The following is a 26,829-nucleotide window of genomic DNA, read 5'->3' on the forward strand; positions in this document are numbered from 1 at the left end:
TGAAGCTTTTAGGAGGAATGAACGTGAACACCTTTTTGTTGGAAATTGTAACACCGGAGCATCTGGTCTACTCCAATCAGGTTAACAGCCTGACAATTAAGGGAGTTGATGGCGATCTGGGGATTTTGCCGGGACATATTCCGCTTGTTACTCCACTTCAGGTTGCTCCAATGTTCGTCAAAGCGGCTGGCGCTACAACCACTATCGCTGTTCATGGCGGGTTCGTGGAAGTGCATAAAGACAAGGTGACCGTTCTGGCTGAAAGCGCCGAGCTGCCTACGGAAATTGACGTTGAACGCGCAGAAGCAGCTAAGGAACGTGCTCAGCGTCGCCTGCAGTCCCGCAGCAAACAGGATGAAATTGATCATCGCCGTGCAGAGCTGGCATTACAGCGTGCTGTCACGCGAATCAAGATCTCAGAAAAACATTAAATAAAATACAAAAACAAACAGTGCACCGTTATTCTAATGGTGTACTGTTTGTTTTTGTATTTCCAGCTTTATTTTAAATAAAAATTTTAATTTTTTATGTACATATAAAACTAAAATAAACGATATTTATGGGGTATAACATTTATTTTTGTCTATTGATTATTGTAATGTTTGGTTTATACTAAATTAAGTAATGTTTTGGTATATTATAGATATTTGAAAGTGTGGTAATTAAAATTACAATAAAACTACCAATTAATCCAAAACCATCTTTAATAGGATATCAAAACCTGGCATTTCCGCTCGCAATAGTATCCACAGAGGAAGAATATAAGCCCTGGTATTATTCCAATTTTATTCACATTTGTTGTCCAAGCAATTTTCTGACCAACGGTAAGGGAGGATTTAATTTTTTCAATCAATATTTTTTCATGGATTATCCTCAAGGATTTCCCCACCTTAAGTCGCACTTTGTCAAACGTGAATTAATATCAGAGATGTACAAAGGTGGAGTCCTTCAATTTATTAAGGATAATTTGCGAAGGAATCGTTATGTCATGACCTGGGTGGATGAGTATGATATATCTTCAAGAATTCGTTATCAGAAAAAACATCTGTATCATGACATTTTATTTTATGGATACGACGATCATTCGTTTAGTACATTGGGGTTTGACAAAGAACGTAAATTTTCCGAGACGAGAATTCCCTTTACAGAACTGGAGAGCTTGGAAACGACCTTTCCAAATTGGGATATTAAGTTGCTTATTATGGAACGAAGAGACGATTTTAAGTACGAATTTGATCTGGAATTAGTGGTCCAATCGCTTCGTGAATATGTGTTATCGTCTAACCCGATGCGGCATTTCAGGATGTTCCGTAATGAATCGGAAGACTACATTTATGGATTTGCAGCGTATGATTGTCTGATTGAGTATATCAAATCCGATATTGACCCGCAAACAGGTTTCGACATTAGGCCCTTCCATGTTTTATGGGAACACAAAATCTGTATGTCCCAAAGAATCGACTATATGATAAGCGAAGGTTACATGTCGAGTAGCAAAGATTTTGTCGTTGAATGGAAAACCGTAGAAGAGACGTTTTCAAAATTAAGAAATATGATGCTAAAGTATAGTTTTACTGGCAATAAGGGCTTATTAAGTGGTGGGATAGATTTGCTGCAACGGACAATGCAGGTCGAGAAATCGTTATTAAATCAGTTGATTGAGATCCTTGGGAGAAAATAGGTTATTCGCCCAGACGAGAATTGTAGACGGTTACATTAATGCTCTTTTCCGGTGCAGTTCTATGCATTTCACAGTCCAATCCAAATAGGTTATATCTACAACTAACGCGCAGGAACTAACTGAGAGGTGGAAAAAGTGGTTTATAATCATTCGGATCATAGCGTATTAAGACAAGAATTGCGTGGGTATTTGAGAAGTATCAGGAAATTATCTGAAGCAAACTACAAGAAAACTATAAAAAAATTTGACGAGGTTATTTTTACAGAGCAAAGAACTGGATTTATTAACGGGAAACCTGTGGAGCGGTTAGTAATCTTTTTACGGGGAACGGGCTGTTCTCTAACAACAGAAACAGGTGGATGCACATTTTGCGGCTTCTATAATGCGACGAATTTTGGTGGGCGGGTCTCTGATGAAGATTACATACGTCAAATCAATAATATCTTGGTAACAAAGGCAAATGAACTTCAAAAATCTGAGATTGTTTGCTTATACAATGATGGAAGCATGCTGAATGAGAAAGAAATCAGTTTGAATGCGGTTACCAGCGTACTGAAGATCATCAGCGGATATAAGCACCTTAAGAAGATAGTCATGGAAGCCAGAGTAGAAGATATTTCAGAAAAAAAATTGAAGGCCGTAAAGGAAGCGACTGACCTGGATCTGGAAATTTCAGTAGGGTTCGAATCAGCGAATCCAATGATTCGGGATCTTTGTATTAATAAAAGCTTTGATAATTCGGTGTTTGAAAGAAATGTAGCTATGGCCAATAAGTACAATATCAGCATAGTTCCGCTGCTAATGCTAAAACCGCCGTTCTTATCGGAAAAAGAAGCTATTGATGATTATGTGGAAAGCCTGCGTTATCTTGAGCGGTTCAAGCTTAACCGGATTGATATGGAATTGCCTACGATTGAGAAATTTACTTTGATGCATGAACTATGGAAACGGAATATGTATTCTCCCAGCAGGCTGTGGTCCGTTGTTGAAATTCTAAAGCGAAAACACGATTTGAATTTGAAAACAAAACTGTATATCAGTCCAACCAGCTATTCCGTACCTTCAGAATCCAGAGCCTCTAATTGTGTTGAATGCGATACAGCCATGTTCAATAAGTTTGGGGAATACAACATAATTGGGGATTTAAGCGTGTTCGAGCAACTGGATTGCCAATGTAAAAAAGATTGGATGGACATAATTCTTCATGAACAGTCCTCCGGAACTGAGCTGCCTGCAAGGGTCAGAGATTTACTAAATGTCCTTCAATATGATTATGCGGTTTCCGATACCTGAATTGGTGATGAAACGGAAGGGAGCAATATGAAAACTATTTTAGATATCATATATGACAGGGCAACTCACGAACCAGAACGGATATTATTCATTTCACACAATACGCCCATTCCATATGGCACATTTGTAACGATGATTGACCGGGTCGCCCAGAACATGCTGTCTTATGAAATCGGTAAAGATGATATTGTGAGTGTCAGTATCAGCGATCCTCTGGAATATATATATTGCTATTTTGCAGTATGCAGAATAGGTGCTATCGTCAATCCGATAAATATTCACCTGAAAAAAGGCGATCTATCAACGCTGCTTAATACTGTACAACCCGCCTTTATCGTGACAGATGAGGAGAAAACAGCGTTAATTCAGGAAATATATGAGCCGAAGGCATATTCAAATGAATATTGTATTCGCTATCAATTGATTAAATCCCAGAATGATCCTGGGAATAATCTGCAGTTAAAGATGCCGTTATACAACCAGATTATGGGCTGTTATTTAAGCTCCGGCAGTACAGGTACACCTAAGTGTATATATTTAACCTATGAGGCCTTGACAACAGCAGCCGGATTGTCTGCTGAGCAGTTCGGCTTCACCCGTCAGGATGTCATTATTTCTGCGCTTCCATTAACCCATCTATACGGTGGGAATACGATTCTTGCGGCGGGTATTTGGAGTGGGGCTGCTATGATTTTTGAAGATAGCTTTCAGTACCATTCACTTTTGACGAAAATGAAAGATTACAAGACAACTGTGTTTGCAGGGGTTCCGACTATGTTCGAATATATGAACAAACACGCGAAATTCACGGGAGCGGATTATGATCTTTCCTCACTAAGAATTGCGATTTCCGCAGGCGCGGTGTTGTCTCAACTAACCGCCTCGGAATTTCACCAATACTACGGCATCCCTGTTATTAATCATTATGGTCTTACCGAAGCCGCAGGCTTCATTAGTGCAAATGACCCTTCATTCGCGGATAATGCCAATTGTGTCGGCATTCCAAGTGCAAGATTTCACGTGAAGATTGTGAATGAGCGTAATGAAGAGGTTGGAGTACATGAAGCCGGGGAACTTCTGATCAAAGCTGATCATATCCAGCCTACACGGAAGAATCCAGAGGATGGAATCGTTGATCGATGGTTTGATAACGGCTTTTTGCGGACAGGTGACATTGTAAAACGTGGGGCTAAGGGAGAGCTGTATGTTGTCGGAAGAGTAAAAGACATTATTCTAACAGGCGGTTATGCGGTTAATCCGCTTGAAGTTGAGGAGTATATCCTGGGGCTAAATTGTGTTGCGGAATGTGTCGTTTTCCCAGCGAGCGATGAGCTTATGGGTGAAGTGCCATTTGCTGCTGTAGTTCTTGAATCCGATGATAACTTCTGTATTACGGAAATTTCGGAGCATTGTGTCCAAGGCTTGGCAAGTTACAAATGTCCGCAGCAGATCATCTGCCTCTCGGAACTGCCCAGAACTTCAACAGGAAAAGTAATGAGACAAGAGCTGATTCGCCAGTATGGTCAATTACAAGTGAGGTGAAGCTGCGATGGACATGGATAAAGCGGAAGATCTGAACAAGATCATAACCATAATTAACGGGATTTTGAAAATGTGCCTGGGCAATGTGCCGGAGCTGGATCGAATGATTCTGGAGGTGGACGGGAATTCCCTGCAACTAACGAGAATTGCAGCAAGTATCCAGCAAGAATTGGGAATTGACTTTCAGGTTGTGCATTTTTTTATGTACCCGACGGTCTTTACCATAGCTAACCATGCTTTGGCCATCATAGATAACAAAAAATCACTGGAAGGTGATCACTAATGAAAAGTACGAATATAGACAATGACGTGGCCATTATTGGTGTTTCGCTTAGAATGCCGCAATGTGATAATCTTGAGGACTTTTGGAGGTTGCTGTCAGAAGGAACGGATTTGATCACGGATATGCCGGAATGGCGAAGAACTTTCTTAGAAGAATACAGTGAAGAATTTCAGGGAGGATTGCCGCAGCAGGCCTATCTGGAGAATATTAATTTGTTCGATAATGAACTTTTTCGATTGTCTCCGAAGGATGCCAGATACATGCACCCTACCCAGCGTTTATTTCTTGAAGTCTCCCATGAGGCCATTGAAGATGCTGGTTATGGAGGGGGGCAATTGTCGGGCAGCAGAACAGGTGTCTATGCGGGGATAAAGATCGAAGAAGAATATTTCAAATACAAGCAGGCGGTTACTGACATTGAAGGCATTGATGACACTACGCTGTATTTAGGCAATTTGCCCTCCATGCTCCCCAGCCGGATCTCTTATTATCTGGATTTAAAGGGGCCGACAATGCTTGTGGATACGGCTTGTTCATCTTCGCTTGTTGCGATTCATCTGGCTTGCAGCTCTATTATCAAAGGAGAAACTGACTATTCCCTTGCAGGTGGTGCCAGGCTGAATCTCTTCCCTGCTATGAATCGGACTATCGGGATTGAATCCTCCAGCAGCAGAACCAAATCGTTTGATAATACAGCCGATGGCAGTGGATTTGGGGAAGGCGCAGGGGTTGTGCTTCTGAAATCCTTGAAGAGTGCGATACAAGATAAAGATCATATTTATGCTGTAATCAAAGGAAGTTCAATTAACCAGGACGGAATTACCATAGGGATTACAGCTCCCAATGTTCATGCTCAAGCAGACGTTCTTAGGGAGGCGTGGGACAATGCAAACATTAATCCCGAGGAAATTACGTATATTGAAGCGCATGGAACAGGTACAAAGCTTGGAGATCCTATTGAAGTTGAGGGATTACGTCTGGCTTTCGAGAACTATACGGCGAACAAGCAGTTTTGCGCGATAGGCTCTGTAAAAAGCAACTTGGGGCATCTGCACGAGGCGGCGGGTATAGCGGGGTTATTAAAGACTGTACTTATGCTGAAGGAAGGTAAACTTCTTCCGAGCATTCATTATTCTGAGCCTAACGAACAGATTGATTTCGAGAAATCTCCGGTTTTTGTAAATAGCAAGTTAGCTCCCTGGGATGTAACGAGAAAAATATGCGGAGTAAGCTCATTTGGTCTAAGTGGAACCAATTGTCATGTCGTGCTTGAACAAGCACCTGAAAGCACCCGCAAGACGGAGAGATCAAGCAATTCAAGACCCAATATCCTGGCTATATCGGCAAAATCTAAGCATTCATTACTAAAGCTTGCGGAGCATTATGCCGCCTATTTAACAACAACAACCGAGGATATAGACGATATTTGCTTCACTCAGAGCACGGGCAGAGGACATTACCGGCACAGCTTCTGCGTATTTTTCACAAATGTGGATGAATTGCTGAAAGAGCTTGGAGAATTTATAAGTACGGGTGAGTCTAACCACTATAAAGATATTGATGGTTCCCGTAAATTCAGCCGGCGCTCCAATGAGCTGCTCCTGTTGTTGAGAGAAGGCGAAGCACCAGAAGGGCTTTGGCGTGAGCTGTGCCAGTTGTATCTGGATGGAATTAATATCGAGTGGCGAATGCTGTATGACAATCAAGGCCGTGTAAGAGTACCGTACTATCCCTATGACAAAAAAGAATGCTGGATTCATCTCCCGGCATCATTCTCCCGAATTGGCCGTCCTTCGTACAAGGACAAGGGTAACGATAAGGTCCAGGAACATGATGTGGCTGCTGCTGAATTGCTTCCAGTCATAGGGCTGCAGCATACCATAAATACATTAAGCAGTATTTGGGAAGAAATACTTGAGTATGATGATGTAGATGTTCACGCTTCATTTTACGAATTGGGCGGAGACTCCATTTCAATGCTGATTATTATTGATCTCATCAAAAAGGAGTTCTGCTTAGATATTGGTGTCAAAGAATTTCACCGTTTGGGCAGCATAGCGGATATTGCAGAATACTTGGCATCACAGGCCAATGACGAATCCAGAGAGAATCAAACGGTACCTTTCGCGGAGAATCCTTCAGTTGATTGGGGGGATACGGAGTATTTCCCGATAACTGAGGTGCAAAGTGCCTATTTGATTGGTAGAGACGAAAGATTTGAATTGGGGGGGATTTCAAACTATGTATTTTTGGAGATTGAATCGCCCTTGGTCATTGAACGGGTCAATGCCAGCCTCCAGCAGCTGATTCATAAATATTCTACTTTAAGAACTGTATTCCGCCTGGATGGTTACCAAAAGATCTTGGAGGACGTTCCTCCGTATACCATTCAAGTTGTGGACTTGAGGCATTTAGATCCATTGGAGCAAGATAAACAATTGGAAATAGCACGCGAAGAGTACGCCCGTTCAATGTTTGACGCCACGAAGTGGCCATTGTTTGAGGTTAAGGCGTATGCGGTCTCGGATACATTGCATCATTTGTTTTTTAGCTTCGACCTGCTGATTGTGGATGCAAGGAGTTTACAGAAATTTGCAGCGGAATTGATGAATGTCTATGCTGAACCGGAATGTCTCCTACGGCCCTTAAGTTTTGACACCAGAAACTACATGACCGCTTATTCTCAATTGAAGAATACGGCACAATATGTTGAGGACAAGGTGTATTGGCTCTCCAGGCTTAATTCATTTCCAACGCCGCCTTTGCTCAATCTGCAGCAGCCTGTGTCTTCGGTCAGGAAGCCAAACTTCAAGCGGATCAGTCAATCTCTGATTGCTGACCAGTGTGAGAAGCTTAAGGGTCTGGCGAAATCTCATGAAGTTACAATGTCAGCGCTCTTATGCACGTTATACAGTTATGTGCTTGCACATTGGAGCAATCAATCGCAGCTGGCGCTTAATTTAACATCCTTTAACCGTCTTCCGGTTCATCCCGAGGCTAAGGAGATGCTGGGCGACTTCACCTCGATTATTCCGATTGCGGTTATGTTTGATAGCTCATCCATATGGGCCGAAACCCGGAAGCTGCATGCCACATTACTGGAAGCGCTTGAGCACAGATTATTCGATGGCGTGGAATTTATAAGAGAGTATTCCAGATACCATAGTCTGGGCTTCCAGGCAGCGATCCCGGTTGTCTTTACAAGTATGATCAGTGAAGACAGCAAGGGCTGGGGGCATTGGTCCCGGATAGGAGAGGTAAGAACTTTATACGGTCAAGGCTCGCAGGTGTATCTGGACCACCAAGTCATGGAGAATAACGGTGAACTGGTGATTGGCTGGGATTATGTAGAGCAATTGTTTGAACAGGAAACAATAGATTCCATGTTCACATATTACATATCTCTTATAAAGAGAGTTATAGATGGAGCAGACAGCTTCTTGGCGGTTCAAGAGGTAGAAGGAATTAGCGAACATGAAGCCCTCCTTACTTCGGGGACTACCTTACAAGATTTAATAGAAAGTCAGGCTAAGAAAACACCCAATGAAATTGCAGTGATCCACGGCAATGAACAGATGACTTATTCTCAGCTCATGACGGAATCCAATCGCCTGGCCCATTATTTGCTGGACCATCATGTTCAGAAGGGTGATCGGATAGGAGTCTATGCAACCCGTGATTTGCGGTCAATTGTTCATGTCCTTGCGGTGTTAAAGGCAGGAGGGACCTATGTTCCGATAGATCCCAAGTCGCCTGAAGCCTATCAGAATCATATTCGGCACAATAGTCATTGCCAACTCGTGCTTGGAGAACAGGAATTGGATTACAGTCGATATTCCTGTGACTTACCGGAAATATCATATAATCCAGCGGACATAGCCTACATCATATATACCTCAGGAAGTACTGGTCAGCCTAAGGGCGTGCTTATTACGCATATGGCTGCTGTGAACACAATTACAGATATTAACCGGAAATTCAATGTTACGACTGGTGATCGGATCATAGGTTTGTCATCCTTATGTTTTGATTTGTCGGTATACGATATTTTTGGCGCTCTAATTTCAGGTGCCACCCTGGTACAGGTTGATGACCCGACTAACCTCTCCGGGATTAGGCGGATCATGGAGAAGGAGAATATCACCATATGGAACACTGTCCCTTCACTCATGGGCTTGATGGTCGATTATTTGTCACCGGATGCCAGGGATGACCATTTACGGCTGGCTTTATTGAGTGGAGACTGGATTCCGATGAATTTGCCAGAACAGATCACGGCGCATTTTACAGCTGCTTCCGTTGTCAGTCTTGGAGGAGCCACAGAAGCCTCAATATGGTCTATCTATTATCCAATAACCCATATTGAAGATTCCTGGAGCAGTATTCCCTACGGATACAGCCTGGATAATCAGAAGGTTATGGTATTGAACTTCAATTTGGAGTGCTGTCCGGTCGGTATAGAAGGTGAACTTTATATTGGAGGGGCCGGGGTGGCCGAAGGGTATCAGGGCGATCCAGAGAAGACATCCCTTTCTTTCATTCATCATCCGGAACACGGAAGGCTGTATAGAACCGGTGACTATGGATTGCTCCATAAAGACGGCTACATTGTATTTTTGGGCAGAAGAGATTTCCAGGTGAAAAATAGAGGCTTCCGGGTTGAGCTGGGGGAGATCAATACTGCGCTCATAAAACATCCCGAGGTTAGTAAAGCCGTTACGATGATGCAAGAGGCAGAGAACGATCCGACGGATAAGAAATTGATCTCGTATATCACGAAAGGTGACAGTCAATATCCTGGAGATGATAGAGGCACAGTAGGAGAGTGGGGGTACGTCTTTAATGAAATATACACCCAATCCCAGAAGGGGATTACTCATGATTTCAGTGGCTGGATAAGCAGCTATGACTACAAGCTAATTCCTACTGTGGAGATGGAGGAATGGCTGGATCAGACGGTTCAAAGGATTCTATCCCTATCCCCGCAAAGAGTACTGGAAATTGGCTGTGGGACGGGACTGATCCTGCATGCTGTAGCACCTCAGGCAGTATTTTATCATGGGATAGATTTATCTGAAATGGCGGTGAGCAGGCTCTCCGAGTTCTACAAGGATCATAAAGACACGATTTTCCTTGAAGAGCGAATGGCGAATGATTTGTCAGGGATTCAAAGCCAGTCCTTTGATGTAATCATCATAAATTCTGTCTCGCAATACTTCCCTAACGCGGGTTACTTTTTATCTGTATTGAAGCAATCTATTGATAAGATCGCCGGATGTGGAGAAATTTTCATCGGAGATATTCGGGATTTATCACTATTGCCGGCATTTTATTCTTCAACCTTATTATATAGAGCTAAGCAGGATAAGACAGTCCAAGAGCTATTAGATGAGATTCAGAGATCCTTGGAGTCGGAGAAGGAGCTGTGCATTCATCCGCAGCTCTTCAGGCACTTGAAAGATTGGGAGCCCAGAATTTCAGCTATAGACATTTTGCCGAAGGAAGCTTGCTACGCCAACGAGCTTAGCAAGTTCAGATACGATGTTATTATTCATATCGGTGACGAGCCGGCGGCTTGCTCTGATTCTGGCATGAGCCGGGTAGAGCTGGAGGAGTCACTATTGACTCACGGACAACTGAACAGATTGCTGGAAATGGAAGAACCCGTCTTGATTACTGAGATGATGAATTCCCTTGTGGCTAAGGATATTCAGAATTACGATCTGCTGATGGCTCAATCCGGGAACACGCCGATCTCTGCCGTTACATTGACGAGCAGTGAAGATGATGCTGTTGCCGTGAGTGAACTGCGCGGACGGATTGCGGAATCCGGCAAGCAGCTGCAGTTCAGATACAGTGAGATGGGGAAGTCAGATATTCTAATCACTACCCAGCCGGAAGGCTTTAATCTGCTGAATGAGAAGTCTCCAGCTGGCTTACAGAATACCGATTTGAATGAATACTTTAATATCCCTGCAAGCAGCTCCAGGCAGCAGGGAAATACTGCTGCACTGAAGGAATATTTGCGCACACTGCTGCCGTCATATATGGTTCCTGACTTTATTGTCGAGGTCGACGATATTCCACTAACCGCCAACGGAAAAATAGATTACAAGTCATTTCCAAAACCCAAAATAGCGGCGGGGGAACAGCATGAAGCCAATCATGATCAGCTGACACCTTTACAGAAGCACCTTGCTACCATTTGGGCAGAAATCTTAAGAATCCAGAATATTGGGATAAATCATAATATCTTTGAATTGGGAGGGAACTCCATCGTAATCACAAGGATCATTCATCAGATCAATAGAGAGCTGGAGCTTGATCTATCTATTAAGCAAATTTACGACAACCCAACTATCCATCTGCTGAGCCTGGAACTGGAAAACATTATGAGTAAAGAGAAATCCTTTATATTGGATAATTTGCAGTATGTGCATTCTTTGTCCGAGGATGAGCTGGATGAGTTAATTCAAAAACTCGAAATATGAGGTGGATGTATCATGCAAGAATACGATCAAAAGTCGGTTCACCAGAAGCGAAGTGAGCTGTTGAAGATATTGCTTAGAAACCAACAGCATCCGGTGACATCGGACTCTCTGCAGCTCAATGAATATCCCTTATCGTTCTCACAGCAGCAATTAATGATTCTGGATGAAATGAGCTCAACTCTTGCTTATCACGAGTCGTTTGTACTGAATATTGAGATGAATACGGATGTTAGGCGGATGGAACAGTCTATTAACCTGTTAGTTAAAAGACACGAAGCCTTACGGACGCGTATTTCAAGTAAGACCGAGTACAAGCAGATTATTCTGGATCATCTTGAAATTTCCTTGTCAGAGTTTACAGTGCAGGATGATAACTGTGAGGAAATCGTTCAATTTATTCAGCAACCTTTTGATTTAAGATCAGCTCCATTATTTCGGGCTACTTTGCTAAAAGGCTCGGGCGAATGGAAACTGCTCTTCGTATTTCATCATATAATTTGTGATGGTTGGTCCAACGCTATCTTTTTCAATGAGCTGTATGAAATATACCAGTCACTGCTGACCGGCACGGCAATGGTGCTTCCGCCACTGCCAGCCCAGTATGGACAGTATTGTGAAATTCAGAGACGAAAGTTGTTGAACGGTGAATTTAAGGATTCTATTCAAAGGTTCGAGCACATGTTTAAGGACTTTGAGCTTTTAAGATTGCCCTCGGATCACATGCGCAGCAAAAGTATTCGGCCAAAATCCGGTGGGGCTAATTTCACTATTCAACAGAACAAGCTGGAGGATTTGCGGAGGTTTTCGGCAGCACAAGGGACGACCCTGTTCAATTCAATGCTAACAGCCTTTGTCATACTACTCCATCGTTATACCTATCAGGATGACATTGTAGTGGGAACTGCCTTTGCTAATAGAGTGAATCAGGATTTTCAGAAGGTGTTCGGTTATTTTGCAAACAGTCTTCCCTTGAGATTCAGAATTCATGAGGAGGCCGCAACAGTGCTTGATCTGCTGGAACAGGTCCGGCGGAATTTACTTGAAGTCCAAAGTTTTCAGTCAGTTCCATTTGAGAGCATCGTGGAAAAGATAAATCCTAATAGACAGTCTAATCTCAATCCTATTTTTCAGGTCATGTTTAATTACAACAATACATTGTCGCAATTTGATGATTCAAAAGGCCACTGGAAGGTAACAAGACTGGATAATAGCTACGCCAAGATGGATATGATCTTTGATATTACTGAAAATGATAAGAATCTGGAGCTGGCGATTGAGTATAACTCTGATATGTACAATTCTGCAACCATACATTCTATGATCAGGGACTATTATCACCTGTTGGATCAAATGGTGCTTTATCCGCAGAATCCGATAGAGCAACTTTCTCTTATTGATGAAGCGAGCTTTAATACCTTGACTTCGGAATGGAGCAGAACAGAAGAACTAACGGTTCCACAGCATATAATGGAATGCTTTAAGGTAACCTCATCCCGGTATCCAGAGCGGGTGGCGGCCCTTTTCGAAGATTGCTCGATCACTTACAGGGAACTGGATAATCAGTCTAATCAGGTTGCCAGATTACTCCGAGAGAGGGGAGTTGGCAGCAATACCTTAGTGGGACTATGTATGCAGAGATCGCTGGGGTTGTTAATCAATCTTATAGGGATTATTAAATCCGGCGGAACCTTTTTGCCGATAGATCCTACGTTCCCGGAGAAGCGGATTGAACAAATTATCAAGCATTCAGGATTGAAATATGTGGTTGCTGACCCTGAGACAGCCTTGCTGCCTGCGCTAACGGGAACTGAGCTTATCGTACCTGCTGAAGACAAACAATTATTTTCAAATTTGCCTGTAGATGAATTAAGCAGCCAGTCAGAGTCTACCGCCTACGTAATTTATACTTCTGGTTCTACGGGAGCGCCCAAAGGTGTCATGATTACTCACGTGAATCTGATCAATACCTTAATAAGTGTATCCAAAGTAATTGGGATCTGCGATGAAGACGTAATGGTCGCTTCGTCAACAATTGTCTTTGATATATCTTTGCTGGAGCTTCTGGCCCCGTTAATAAAAGGCGCTAGCGTCCTAATACTAGGCAAAACTGCTGTGTTTGAAAATGAATTAATCGGCAAAGAAAGCCAATTCTCACTGAAGTCTATGATCGCAGAGCACAATGCTACCATTCTTCAGAGTACACCAAGCATGATGAAGATTTTGCTCGAACAGCACCTCATCAAGGATATTAATCTGAAGACCATTTTATTGGGCGGCGAATTAGTTGGGACGGGGCTGGTTAAGGAGATATACTCGGCAGGGTTCCAAGGGGATATTTACAATATGTATGGCCCAACGGAAACTACGATATGGTCTTCTGTTCATAAGGTAAGCCCGGACTTGCAGGATGATTCAAGCGGAGCAGTTCCTATTGGCAGACCTATTGCGAATACAAATATGTATGTCCTGGACAAATATGATCAGCCAGTACCTGCAGGAGTGACAGGAAGCCTGTATATAGGCGGGAAGAGTGTATCCAGGGGTTATTTGAATCAAAAGGAGTTAACGCAGGCCAAATTTAGACAAGATCCTTTTCATGAGGGAATCATGTATGAAACCGGTGACAGAGCCCGATGGATGAATGATGGAACGCTTCAATTTATGGGGCGAGAGGATCGTCAGGTCAAGTGGCATGGATATCGGATTCAGCTGGATGAAATAGAAGAGGTCTTAAATGAACATCCGGGAATCAAAGAGAGTATCGTAGTTCTGCGGGATGATATACAGCAGGAACCGGTTCTGGTAGCTTACGCTGTAGCAGATATTTCAGAGCAAGCAATAAGAAGCCATCTGAGTACGCTGCTACCGGCTTATTCGGTCCCTTCGATTATTATGCTGTTGAAGGAGCTGCCGCTTACTCCCAATTTGAAAGTGGACAAAAAGAAATTGCCGAGACCGAATGAATCTGCAGAGATTGATGTGAATGAGTCTTTTAAGCTCCATGAAGAGCAAGCAAGAATCTTAAGCGGTCTATGGTCGGAGATTACTGGAACCCGGGGATATACACAGAAAAGCCACTATTTTGAGGTGGGCGGAAATTCCCTAAATGCTCTGCAGTTGATTAGGCGCATTCAAGAGGTGTTTCATGTTGATGTGACCCTAATGGATATTTTTGATCATCCGCTCTTGGAGCAAATTAGTGGAATCGTCTCGGAACTTATAGCCAAAGGAGAAGATCAATAGCATGGAACCTTTCAAGGGTGAGCCTACCCGGCGGAAAGATGAACAGCTATGGTGTGTGAGTCCGAACCCGGACAGGGAGAACTTCCCCTTAACTAGTGCGCAGTATGGAATTTGGTATATGGATCAAATGAGACCGGAAGCTGGAATTTTCAATATGCCGCTTGTGCTGTTGCTGGAAGGAACACTTCGCAGGGAATGGCTTGAGCTGGCTATGAACACAGTTATTGAGGGTCACGACATTCTACGGACCTCCTTTCATCTCAGCGGAGAACTTCCTGTACAAACCGTTCATCAGCATAGACCCATCAGTATGCATTACAAATCTATGCTCAACTATCCAATGGACGCTATTTTACAGGAATTAAAGAGGGAGGCCGGCGTAGCCTTTGATCTGCAAAATGATTCGTTGATCCGCATGGTTCTCTATCAGATAGATTCGGATACACATGTGCTTCTGCTTGTTGTGCATCATATCGTCAGCGATGGCTGGTCCAATAATCTGCTTATGTCACAGCTTTTTCAAGTATATGATGCATTGGCAGCGAAACGTCCGATTCCTGAATTATTGCCTCAGATTCAATTTGCTGATTATAACGTGTCTTCAAAAGGATATACCAAAGAGCAAATGGATTACTGGGTAAACAAGCTGCTCCATCATGAAAAGGTGTTTCCTAAGAGACTATACAGCTACATCTGGCGTAAAGAATACAGTAATCGCGGGGAGTTCGTGTCCTTCCAACTGGACCAGCAGATGGTTGATCAACTGTCTGCCTTTAGTATAGATCATGGCGGAACTTTGTTTGTAACCTTGATGTCTGCGTTTACCGTCGTGTTATGGCTGCATAGCGGAAACAAGGAGTTTTTAGTTGGCACTCCTGTAGCTAACCGGAACGACCCCGCGATTGGACAGACCATAGGATGTTTCGTGAATACAGTTGTCTTGCGCAACCGAATCGAAGGCCATTGGCTGTTTCACGAGTTATTCAGAGCCGTGCGAAATGAATTCATCCAATCCTTGATGAATCAGGAAGTTCCATTTGAAAAGGTGGTAGAAAATGTAGCGGCAACCCGTAGAAATGCCAATATTCATCCGATCTATCAGATTCTATTTGCTCTTCAGAATCAACCTCAGTCTCTACAATCTGAGCAGGTTCATATAGACCGGTTAGGGCTGAACCCTGAGCGGGTGAAATATGATCTTCATGTAAATCTGGAGATTATCCCAGGTGGGATACATGGTTGGTTTTCATATGATCTTGGGCTGTTCAGTTCTGAACAGATGGAGGAAATGTGCAGAGACTATCAAGCTATTCTGGCAGAGCTATTAAGCAGTCCCAAGCTTCCGCTGGAGGAAATGTTTTATAAGAGCAGATCTTTGCAGGTACCAGCCGAGGTTTCGGAGGAAGATCAGGGATTTCTTAAATCATTCCAGCAACAAGTCAATTTGAATCCGGGTAGTACTGCTTTGGTATACAAGGAAAAGGAATACACATATGAAACATTAAATAAACGATCGGATTGCGTGATTAATCATTTGGAGAAGTTGCTGGATGCACAGCCGGTACTGGCGGGTTTTTGTCTGGATCAAGGACCGGATGTGGTCATAACGATGCTCGCAATGATGAAGCTGAAGCTGGGATACTCGGCTATTGATCCAGAGCTTCCAGACAAGCGAATACTGGAAATATGCTATAACTCCAATCTGAGGATTCTAATTACCGAGAAGAAATACCAAGCCCGCTTTGAAGCACTGGCTGCTTCTATTGATATTGTGTATTTGGAGAATATCCAATCTGAACTGACGGGTAGGGCATACAATAACCGGGTACTTAGAAGGTGTAATTCTGATCTGGCCTATGTGATTTATACCTCTGGCACCTCAGGCACTCCGAAAGGTGTAATGGTCGGTTACAAACAGCTGAACCATTATATAGAGGCCATTGTGCAACGATTCAGACTGAATGAATGCCGTCAGTTTGCACTTGTCTCCAGCTTCTATAGTGACCTGGGGTACACGATGATCTTTCCGGCATTAGCTACTGGAGGATGTCTGCACATTACGCCAAAAGAAACAACGTTGGACCCTCATTTGTTTGCTGCTTTTATTCACGCGAATGAGATAGATATTTACAAAATCGTCCCTTCCCACTTTAAAGCACTTACCGGCAGACAAGTGGATCAAAGATTGCTTCCGAACAAAGCGATTGTTTTCGGAGGGGAGACCCTGGAGTGGAGTGTTGTTGACAGCATTCGAAAAGTCTCCTCCGAATGTCAAATCTACAATCACTATGGCCCTACTGAAACTACTGTAGGAGTCTTGACTTACAGCGTGGGAGATGAGAGGTTAGGACATTCCGTTCCGATTGGTTTTCCATTGCCGGATGTAGAGGTAAGAGTTGTACCAGTTGATGAAGAGGAGCCGCTGAACGAGAGTGAAGGTGAACTCTACCTGAGTGGAGCGCAAGTTGCTGAAGGCTATCTGAATAACGCAGCTTTGACCGGGAAATATTTCATTCAGCAATCTTCAGGGAGATGCTATAAGACGGGAGACCGTGCAAAGTTTCATCCCGGCGGTGAACTTGAGTATTTAGGGAGATTGGACAACCAGGTCAAAGTCCGCGGATATCGGGTTGAGCTGGCTGAAGTGGAGAGGGCGATCAACCTTTACGAGCAGGTGCAGCTTACTGCAGTGCTCTATGAGCAGGGGGAGTTAGTTGCATTTGTACAAAGTAATACCGATGCAGAGCAAGCTAAGCCTGATCTTAAACCTTATTTGTCGACGATACTGCCAGAGTATATGATCCCCTCCAGGATATATTTGCTGGATTCAATGCCTCTTAATGAAGTCGGCAAAATTGATAGAGCCGGGCTAAGAGAGAGAGTGGCAAGTGAAGAAGGCAAATCTGAAAATCCCGATCCTATGGTTTGCAGCGGTGTAGAGTCGCAACTCTTAGCAATATGGGAGTCACTCTTGCGGCGGAAAGTTCAAGCGGACGATGACTTTTTTCAGGTGGGCGGTCATTCTTTGCAGGCAATGATGTTGATTATTCGCATAAAGGAGAAGTTCGATATTGAACTGAGTCTTCAGGAATTCCTGTCTGGTCCGCAGATTAAGCATCTGGCTATCCTCATTCAAAGTAAGCTGGATGCGAAAGAAGAACCTTATGATGAGAACGCCGAGCTTCAGCAATTTATCAATAACATGACCGATGCGGAAATTGACGCGATGCTTGAGAAATTAAGAAAGAAGGAGAAGGTATGATTTCTTCTGATCAAGATGAAATGGAGCGCAAGAGAGAAGAATTATTCGAGTTATTGAAAAAGAGGCAAAAGGCCGCTGTTGGTCTCGACAATACCAGTGAGTATCCTCTTTCAGATGCGCAGCAAAGATTATGGTTTATACAGAAGCGTGAAGCCGGCTCTTCCCAATACAATGTTCCATTGGCTATGCGGATTCGGGGAAAGCTTAGAGAAGACGGGATAAGCTTTGCTATTAGGGGAATGTTGCGTAAGCACCCTATATTAACTCACAGGATTTACTCGGTAAAAGGCGAGCTGTGGCAGAAAGCCGTGGATGAATCACCGGATTTTCGGGTAGTCGATTTACAGCACCTCGATCTGGAAGAACGGGAAGCGGAAGCGCAGCGTATTTTAACGGAAATATGCAAAGAAGCCTTTGTTCTTGAGGAGTCTGCACCTGTACGGTTTGTACTGCTTATTCTGGATTCTGAGCAAAGTCTGTTCTCCATAGTTCTGCATCATATCATCACGGATGGCTGGTCGAATGTCATCCTGCTTCGTGATCTGGAGGAGCTGTATAACAGCTATTGTTCAGATATTGCAGGGGCAAATCTGCCGGAGCCGGCTGCTACAGATCATTATAAGAATCATGTCTTGTCAGAGGGGAAGAACAGCAAATCCGGGGATGTACTAAACGGGATTCGTTATTGGAAAAATCTTTTGGAAAGCGCCCCGCATTTTTTGCCTATGCCTACCGATTTTTCCAGACCCTATCTAAATAAATTTGACGGCGGAGAAATCAAAGGGCATTTGTCAAAGGAACTCCAAAATCAAATAACCGCAATCTGTAAAGAGTGTGGTTGTACAAGCTACACGTTTTTTCTGGCGGTATTCAATATTTTTCTGCTCAAGTATACAGGACAAAGGGATATAGTCATCGGAACGCCCGTGGTGAATCGTCTGGAAGCGAATGAGGAGAAGGTAGTCGGATTATTTGCAAATACTCTTCCGGTAAGAACAGTGGTAGATGCAGATGAAACGTTCGATGAGCTTTTGAAGGCTGTCTCCGTTACAGTCAAGGATCTTTTGATTCATCAAAGTATTCCGTTCGGCAAAATCATCGAATCTGTTAATCCGCCGCGGAACCCTAGCTTGCATCCTTTATTCCAGGTGATGTATGTATGGGGATTTGTGTCCGAAGTAACTGTTCATTTAACTGAATGCGAGGTCTCGATCTACCCTGTTCAGATGGATACGGCAAAATATGATTTAACACTAGCGGTATCCGAAACTGCTAACGGAATTGACCTTGTTTTTGAGTATAATTGCTGGCTGTTTACTTCACAGACTATTCAGAATATGGTTCGTCATTTCTGCACTTTGGTGGAGCATATTATCCGGGAACAGCAGACTCCCATCGGCTGCCTGAATATTATGACCCCAAGCGAAATCAGCCATAATTTCAGAAAAGATTCTGAGAACAGAATGGAGCAGCGCCCTATATATCAGCTGTTTGAGCGCTGTGTTGAGCAGTACCCTGAACATACGGCAGTCGTAGACCATGCTGACTCCGTAACGTATGCAGAATTAAATTTGCGGGCTAACCGATTAGCCCATCGGCTTATTACCCAAGGCGTAGGTCCAGGCGATTGTGTTGGTCTTCATATTGAACGATCCATAGAGTATGTTACTTCAGTTCTAGGGATATTGAAGGCAGGGGCGGCATTTGTTCCCTTGGACCCTGAATATCCACTGCAGAGGTTATATCACATTATTGAAGATACACAAATGAAAAAAGTAATCGTATCTCAAGAGGTTGCTCTGGACTTGTCCGAGCATGATATTGAGTTGATCTATATCAACGGTATGGCTGAGGATTCTCAAGAGGATAACCGGGCGAATCCAAGCTTGCAGATTACCGGTGAAGAACTGGCTTATGTAATCTATACCTCCGGGTCAACTGGTGTTCCGAATGGAGTCATGGTGAAGAATAGCGGCTTGAGCAATATCATTTTCGAAGGTGCCAGGGAATTCGGCCTCAAACCGGGCAGAAGAGTTACTCAGTTCGTATCCATGAATTTTGATGTGAGTATATTTGAAACGTTAACGGCTCTAACTGCGGGAGCTGCGCTGTACCTGCTTGATAATAATGTCAAGACATCCATTCCTAAATTAGCAGAATACATGAATGAGCACCTAATTACGGATGCCAATCTGCCGATGCTTGTTCTGGAGCATTTAGTAAGCCATTCAATTCCTTCTTTAGAAAATGTATATACCGGTGGGGAAGCCTGCTCGCAACTTGTAGCAGAACATTGGTCGGCCAATAGGAATTTTTATAATCTGTACGGGCCTACAGAGACTACTATAATTGCAGCCTGGTATAAAGTCAGGAACTTCAAGCTGGGTTCGCAGCAGTCTGTGCCGATCGGAACAGCCGTGCCTAATGTAAGCATTTTTATCATAGATTCCTATGGCAAGCTCTGTCCCGAAGGAGTCACAGGTGAAATATTCATTGGTGGAGCAGGAGTTTCCAATGGATACATCCACCGCACAGAGCTGAACCGCCAGAAATTTATCTTATACAACGTCAATGAGACAGAGACCATAAGATTATATACAACAGGGGATTTGGGCAGGAGGAACATTGAGGGAAATATAGAGTTCATCGGACGGGTGGATAATCAGGTGAAATTCAGGGGATATCGCATTGAGCTGGGTGAAATCGAAAGCACACTGAAACAGATGCCGTGGATCTCGGATGCCGTTGTACTTATCAAACCAGACCGGTTCAATATCTTGCAATTGGTGGCCTTTATTGTTCCGGGCGATGATAGGAAAATTGACTATGCTCTATTGAAGCAGGATATGGCCAACAAATTGCCAGAGTATATGATCCCCTCCTTTTTTGACTGGATGGAGTCGGTTCCCCTCAGTCCAAATAACAAAATAGATAAGCAGAATTTGCTGGACCGTCCAATGCCTGAAATACACACTGAAATCACAACGCCTAAGAATGAGGTGGAACAGGAATTGGCCCGGATCTGGGGAGAACTGTTCGAAGTTGACCCTGCCGAAATTTCATGTAGGGCAAAATTCTATGATCTCGGTGGGCATTCACTATTGGTGCCGCTAATGCTGTTCAAAATTTTAGAAATATACGATTGTGATTTACCGTTGCAAACCTTTCTGGACAATCCTACCATTGAGGCGCTGGCTTCAATAATCATTAATTTAACGGAGTGATAGCTGATGATAATCAAATTACTGATGTGTAGACCTGATTATTATGTAATCAATTATTCAATAAACAGCTGGACAGATGCAGAGGGACAAATTGACGGCAATCTGGCTATGCAACAATGGGAAAATTTATATAACACTTTAATTCAGCTGGGAGTAGAGATTGAACTGCTAAATCCAGTAGAAGGTATTCCGGATATGTGTTTTGTGGGCGATGCCGGAATGGCCTATAACGGAAAATTCATTCCCTCCAACTTCAGGCATAAGGAAAGACAAGCTGAAATTGTTCATTACGTAGACTGGATGAAGAGCCATGATTATAAAGTATTTAATATTCCTGAAAATATCAGTTTTGAGGGCCTGGGTGATGTCGTCCAATATGATGATGTTTACTTTATCGGCTACGGAGGGCGCTCTTCCCAGGGAGCCTGCAAATATACGAGCGAAGTCTTTGAAGAACTGAAGCTTCTGGGCGAGGTTCAATTAGCAGACGCACGTTTTTTCCATAATAGCCATGCGATTGCGCTTTTGTCCAAAAATATTGGGATGTACTATCCGTCCGCTTTCACTGAAGCTTCCATTCAACAGATCCAGAGAAGCTTAGAGGTATGTATTGAAATAGATGAACAAGATGCCTGTGATTTTGTTTGCAATAATATTGTGGTCAACCAGAATGTTCTTGTTGATAACTGCTCGGAAAAGCTGGAGCGCCAGCTTAATCAAATCGGCTTCAATGTGATCAAGCTGCCGATGAGCGAATTCAAAAAAACAGGTGCAAGCTTGCGCTGCCTAGTCCTAACACTATAAAGAGGGGATTAAAAAAATGTACATAATGGGTATTAATTCTGTTTATCATGAGTCGTCTGCCTGCCTGATGAAAGATGGTGTGGTTATTGCCGCAGTAGAGGAAGAACGCTTCAACCGCAAAAAGCATGGCAAGGAATTAAGATTGGATAATCCTCACGAATTACCCCTGCAATCTATCTCCTATTGTCTAAAAGAAGCGGGGATTACGCTGCAGAATGTTGATCACATCGGTTATTCCATTAATCCAGCCCGGCGCTTGGATACTTATAAAATCAAGGATTATGTGGATATAGATAACTGGGGTAGCGAAGGAGGAGAGACGGAATTCTACCTCAATACGCTAAAAGTAGAAGAGTTGATTAAAGAGATGGGCTTCTGCGGAGAATTTCATTTTATTGATCATCATATTTGTCATGGGGCTTCTGCATTTTTTGCTTCTCCGTATGAGGAGGCTGCAGTAGTAGTTATTGATGGGATCGGAGAAACTGCTACTACCTTGGTGGGGTATGGGAAACGTTCTGACCATCAGATTGTCCGTTTGGATGAGAATTTGTATCCGGCTTCATTGGGCTTCCTGTGGGAGAAACTGTGCATGTTCCTGGGATTCTCCGAATATGATGCATGCAAAGTGATGGGCTTATCTTCTTATGTTGCGGTAGACCCGCTTGTTCTCAGTCAGCTTCGGAGCTGTGTTGCTATTGGGAAGCATGGGAAGTTTACCACAGATCCTGAGATTCTCCGGTATAGACAAGATGATTTCACAGGCCTGGAGAAGCTGTTTGGCATTCCCCGGAGACAAGCGGAAGAGCCGGTTACTGATATTCATACAAAGATTGCCGCCGCCTTACAGGCTGTAACGGAGGAGATTCTGGTCAGCATGGTCAACCATGCCTATGATTTGACAGGAAGCACGAACCTGTGCATGGCTGGCGGGGTTGCGCTCAATTGTGTTGCCAACGGCATAGCATTTCATCAATCCGGGTTCCAGAATCTCTATATTCAGCCCGCTGCAAATGACGCAGGCACAGCTATGGGAGCGGCTTATACGCTATGGAATATCCATCTGGCGAACTATCAACCGCCACAAGTCACTACGGCCTATCTGGGGCCGCAATTCACAGATGAAGCGATTGAAGCAACTTTAGTAGAGTATGGCCTGACATTTGAGAAAATAACTAATATTGAAGAACGGGTTGCCCAGCTGCTGGCAGACCAAAATATTGTCGGGTGGTTCCAGGGCAGAATGGAGTTCGGTCCAAGAGCTCTTGGGAATAGAAGTCTGCTTGCTGATCCAAGAGTACTCGGGAATAAGGAAAGAATGAATAGAGCTGTGAAAAAAAGAGAGGACTTCCGCCCGTTTGCTCCAAGTGTATTAGATGAGGACGCTGAGCAATTCTTTATAATTCCCAAGAAGTCGGACGTGTCCGACTATATGCTAATCACGTATAAGGTCAAAAGTAATGTGATGGATAAGATCCCGGCTGTGGTGCATGTGGACGGGACAAGCCGGATTCAGACTGTGAAGAAGTCAACCAATCCGAGATATTATTCCTTGATTGAACATTTCAAAGGAATTACTGGAGTGCCGATGCTGTTGAACACTTCGTTTAATGACAACGAGCCTATCGTATGTAATCCGGAGGGAGCTATCCGCACGTTCTTGAATGCTAATATTGACTACTTGGCGATAGGAGATTATTTGATCAAGAATATCTCCCTCCATCAAGGGGGGGCTTAATGAGTCAGTATAGCCTGAAAGTCGCCAGAAAATATCATTTTATCACCGGATGCAAAGAGCATCAGTCGCTAACCTATCTGGAGAGCAACGGGTACGACATGAGACCTTTTTTCTACAATGATTTCCATAATGTGTATTCCCTTATAGATGAATGTCTGCGGAAGGGAGACTTCCTGCAACACTTTGAGGAAGAAGACTTCTGGAATAAGGCGAGAAGTTTGTACGGAATCCGAATCTGTACAGGGAATATACAGGAGGAGAGCTTTAACAGTGTTTACGAACTATACGATAAGCATCAACGCCCGTTTTTTGTATCAGGAGATAGCTTCTTTATCCCCTATTCCCCCAATTACAGAAAGGAGAGTCTTGGAACAAGGCTCTCCATACTGGGAGTAACAGAGAGTAGTTATACTGTTGGCGATTCCCAGAATTATTTAATTACGGAGATTGAGAGAGGGATACTGGATGAAGCAGTACTGAAAGGAGAAGGGGCAAACGGTCATTACTGGGTACCCTACTTCATGGAGAATATGGATTCATTCGATTGCCGCATACCGAATATTCAGGAACTGCTGAGAACCCATGCTGAGCATCTGTTGCAGCAGAGAGTAGCGGACCCGGAGAATGATGTTATCCTGGATGTTTTCTTGCAGTCCCGGAATATCTATGATCCTCAAATCATTCCGAAACTCAACGAATGCTTCATTGCCTGGTATGCTGCCTGGCAAAAAACGAAGATGTTTCTGGGATGGTGTACGGAACAATGTCCAGATGTAATTATAGAACCTAAGCTGATGGAGCGGCTCGACAAGCTGATCACGGGATGGCAGAGGGTGCAGATTGAATATAACAAAGGAGCTCAGCAGCATGCGGGCCATTCTGAGAAACTGAAGGATAAGCTGCTAAATATTAGACAGCTAGAGGCAGCATTATTGGCAGAACATTATTCTGTTTTAGGAGGTTATTGAATTGTCTCTTCCTCATTGTGAACCAAAGCACTTGATGGCTAATCAACCGCTCGGAGCGCTGCTGCTATATAGCACAGCCTCCATGACCCAGGTTTTGTCGATAATTCATCAGCAGAATCTCCGGGCGGACGTGATCTCACATCAAAAAGTAAAGGAGATTCCAGAGGCCTATAAGGAGATGTACAAAGGTAATACTAATGACTTTTCTTATAGGCAGGCCAATTTAATGATAGATAACTACTCGATGATTACACCGGTTATCTATGCCACTACATTATTTATTAATCACAATCTCGATCCAGAAATTAAGAGCAGCCTGGAAAATACGAATATTCCAATTGGAAAAATACTGGAGGAGAGAGAGTGGGAAGTGCATAGGAAAATACTCGATGTAAGTGTGATGCCGGCAGGCATGAATGAGAGTTATTCCGTTGTGTTGCAGGACCAGAAAGACAGGGTTGTCCGAAAAATATATCAAATAAGCAGTCAGCGGCAACCGATATGCATTATTGCTGAACACTTTTCTGTACATTATTTAGAAAATGTAAATAAATCCTGGAGTTGAATTTATGGGATCTAATAATAAACGCGGTATAATGACGGCCTATATCAGCCCGTACAAATTATTACTTGGTTTGTTACTGTTGCTTGTGATAGGTACAACTGGAATTAGTCTGGCTAATCCGTACATTCTTTCTCAGTTTATAGATATTTCTCTGGCTTCCGGCGCTTCAAGGAAATTAATTAAAATTGCCCTGTTATTTATCGGGTTATCTTTAGCAGGGCAACTCATAACAATTCTAAGTACATTTCTAAGCCAACAGTTAGCATGGAAAACAACCAATCAGCTAAGGGAGGACTTGATGGATCATTGCCTAAGCCTTGATCCCTCCTTCCATAATTCAAAAACCCCGGGTGAAATGATTGAGCGGATTGACGGGGATGTCTCCTTCCTCTCTAATTTTTTCTCGAATATGTTTGTTGTTCTGATCAGTAATACATTATTATTGCTGGGGATTTTGGTTGCGCTATATTCTGTGAATCTATGGGTAGGAATTTGCTTTACGTTATTCAGTCTCTTTGTATTTTTTGTATTCAGGAAGACCAGCGGTATTTCTACGAAAAATTGGATTAAAAGCCGGGAGTCTAGTGCGAATGTGTTCTCCTATATAGAAGAAAAGCTGTATGGGGTCGAGGCCATCAAAACGAATAATGTCACTAAGTATGTAGTAGGAATACTGGAGAAATTAATGTTGGTCAAGATGAAAAGGGACAGAGCCGCTTTTATGATCAGCACATCCATATGGGGAACAACCGTAGTGCTATTCAGTCTGGGAACGGCAATTTCTTTGGGAATGGGGTTGTTCTTTTTCCTAAAAGGAATGATGAGTGTAGGGACGGTCTTTCTGATCTATAACTATGCCCAAATGATTCGGAATCCTATTGAACAGATGTCGAATCAGTTTCAGGACTTGCAAAGGGCAAGTTCATGTATATACAGAATCAAGGAGATTCTCGGTCAACAAAGTGTGGTTACAGATGGAAGTAAGATGCTGAATGGAGAAGAGCAATTTTCGGTTGAATTCGAGGATGTTGTCTACGAATATGAACCAGGCAAACCGGTGCTGAAAAGCCTCTCCTTTACGATTCCTTCCGGCCAATCCCTGGCGATTATCGGACGAACCGGCAGTGGGAAATCAACAATTATAAAGCTTATCTTCCGGTTTATAGAACAGAGTTCTGGAGTGATAAGGATTAACGGAGAAGATGTCCGCTCGTATAATATTGAAAATCTGCGAAGTAAAATTGCGATCATCACACAGGAAGTCCAGCTCTTTCATGGTACTTTGCGGGACAACATAACCTTCTTTAATGAGTCGGTCAGTGATTCTGAGATTAAAGAAGCGTTTCAGGAGCTGGGTTTATGGGAGTGGTATTGCTCCTTTCCGAACGGTCTGGACAGTCAGTTGAAGAGTGACGAGATGAGTCTGTCGGAGGGAGAGGCGCAGCTCATAACAATGGTAAGAATTATGCTCAAGAACCCGCGATTGATGATCATGGACGAAGCCACAGCTAACCTTGATCCATTGACGGAGAATTTAATGGTTGCCGCCCTGAACAAATTGGGCAACAACCGCACTGTCATTATCATTGCCCATCGCTTACAGACACTGCGGTTCGTTGACCATATCTTGGTCTTGGAAAACGGTGAGATCGTGGAGCAGGGCTTGAGAAGCCAAATGGAGCATAAGCTGCATGCGTCGTATTGGAATTCAGATCTAGTGAAAAAAGGGTGATAA

At 43.4% G+C, this 26,829-nt stretch carries 14 protein-coding genes; all 14 read left to right on the forward strand.

Annotated features, from left to right (window positions below):
- Positions 1 to 23: 23 nt before the first annotated feature.
- The 14 genes from B212_RS0129730 (at position 24) to B212_RS32830 (ending at position 26,826) form a co-directional block, all read left to right on the forward strand.
- The gene (locus tag B212_RS0129730) at positions 24 to 431 is read left to right on the forward strand and encodes a F0F1 ATP synthase subunit epsilon (RefSeq protein WP_019915005.1); all 408 of its coding nucleotides are present in this window, start codon (positions 24 to 26) and stop codon (positions 429 to 431) included.
- 557 nt (positions 432 to 988) lie between these two features.
- Positions 989 to 1,681: a hypothetical protein gene (locus B212_RS0129735; protein WP_198015904.1), complete on the forward strand. Its 693-nt coding sequence runs from the start codon at positions 989 to 991 to the stop codon at positions 1,679 to 1,681.
- A 126-nt stretch (positions 1,682 to 1,807) separates the two neighbouring features.
- Complete coding sequence (locus tag B212_RS0129740; RefSeq protein WP_084673379.1) at positions 1,808 to 2,974, forward strand: archaeosine biosynthesis radical SAM protein RaSEA; 1,167 nt, start codon at positions 1,808 to 1,810, stop codon at positions 2,972 to 2,974.
- Between the two features lie 27 nt (positions 2,975 to 3,001).
- The gene (locus B212_RS0129745; RefSeq protein ID WP_019915008.1) at positions 3,002 to 4,516 is read left to right on the forward strand and encodes a class I adenylate-forming enzyme family protein; all 1,515 of its coding nucleotides are present in this window, start codon (positions 3,002 to 3,004) and stop codon (positions 4,514 to 4,516) included.
- Between the two features lie 7 nt (positions 4,517 to 4,523).
- On the forward strand, positions 4,524 to 4,799 hold the full coding sequence (locus B212_RS0129750) for an acyl carrier protein (protein ID WP_019915009.1): 276 nt from the start codon (positions 4,524 to 4,526) through the stop codon (positions 4,797 to 4,799).
- Positions 4,799 to 11,290, forward strand: a complete 6,492-nt coding sequence (locus B212_RS33530) for a non-ribosomal peptide synthetase (protein WP_019915010.1) — start codon at positions 4,799 to 4,801, stop codon at positions 11,288 to 11,290. The genes B212_RS0129750 and B212_RS33530 overlap by 1 nt, the downstream gene beginning before the upstream one ends.
- Positions 11,291 to 11,302: 12 nt before the next feature.
- Entirely contained in the window at positions 11,303 to 14,533 is a 3,231-nt protein-coding gene (locus B212_RS0129760) for a non-ribosomal peptide synthetase (RefSeq protein WP_019915011.1), read from the forward strand.
- A 1-nt stretch (position 14,534) separates the two neighbouring features.
- Positions 14,535 to 17,795 (forward strand): non-ribosomal peptide synthetase, encoded by a 3,261-nt coding sequence (locus B212_RS0129765; protein ID WP_019915012.1) that lies wholly within the window; start codon positions 14,535 to 14,537, stop codon positions 17,793 to 17,795.
- Between the two features lie 20 nt (positions 17,796 to 17,815).
- Positions 17,816 to 21,019: a non-ribosomal peptide synthetase gene (locus B212_RS0129770; RefSeq protein WP_232231600.1), complete on the forward strand. Its 3,204-nt coding sequence runs from the start codon at positions 17,816 to 17,818 to the stop codon at positions 21,017 to 21,019.
- A 6-nt stretch (positions 21,020 to 21,025) separates the two neighbouring features.
- Complete coding sequence (locus tag B212_RS0129775; protein WP_019915014.1) at positions 21,026 to 21,823, forward strand: dimethylarginine dimethylaminohydrolase family protein; 798 nt, start codon at positions 21,026 to 21,028, stop codon at positions 21,821 to 21,823.
- A 16-nt stretch (positions 21,824 to 21,839) separates the two neighbouring features.
- Positions 21,840 to 23,561 carry a carbamoyltransferase family protein gene (locus B212_RS0129780; protein WP_019915015.1) on the forward strand — a complete coding sequence of 574 codons (1,722 nt, stop codon included), beginning with the start codon at positions 21,840 to 21,842 and terminating at the stop codon, positions 23,559 to 23,561.
- Positions 23,561 to 24,529 carry a hypothetical protein gene (locus B212_RS0129785; protein WP_019915016.1) on the forward strand — a complete coding sequence of 323 codons (969 nt, stop codon included), beginning with the start codon at positions 23,561 to 23,563 and terminating at the stop codon, positions 24,527 to 24,529. The genes B212_RS0129780 and B212_RS0129785 overlap by 1 nt, the downstream gene beginning before the upstream one ends.
- 1 nt (position 24,530) lies before the next feature.
- Positions 24,531 to 25,094, forward strand: a complete 564-nt coding sequence (locus tag B212_RS0129790) for a chorismate pyruvate-lyase family protein (protein WP_019915017.1) — start codon at positions 24,531 to 24,533, stop codon at positions 25,092 to 25,094.
- 4 nt (positions 25,095 to 25,098) lie between these two features.
- On the forward strand, positions 25,099 to 26,826 hold the full coding sequence (locus B212_RS32830; RefSeq protein WP_019915018.1) for an ABC transporter ATP-binding protein: 1,728 nt from the start codon (positions 25,099 to 25,101) through the stop codon (positions 26,824 to 26,826).
- Positions 26,827 to 26,829: the final 3 nt, after the last annotated feature.

The organism is Paenibacillus sp. HW567 (assembly GCF_000374185.1).
GTDB lineage: Bacteria > Bacillota > Bacilli > Paenibacillales > Paenibacillaceae > Paenibacillus_AQ.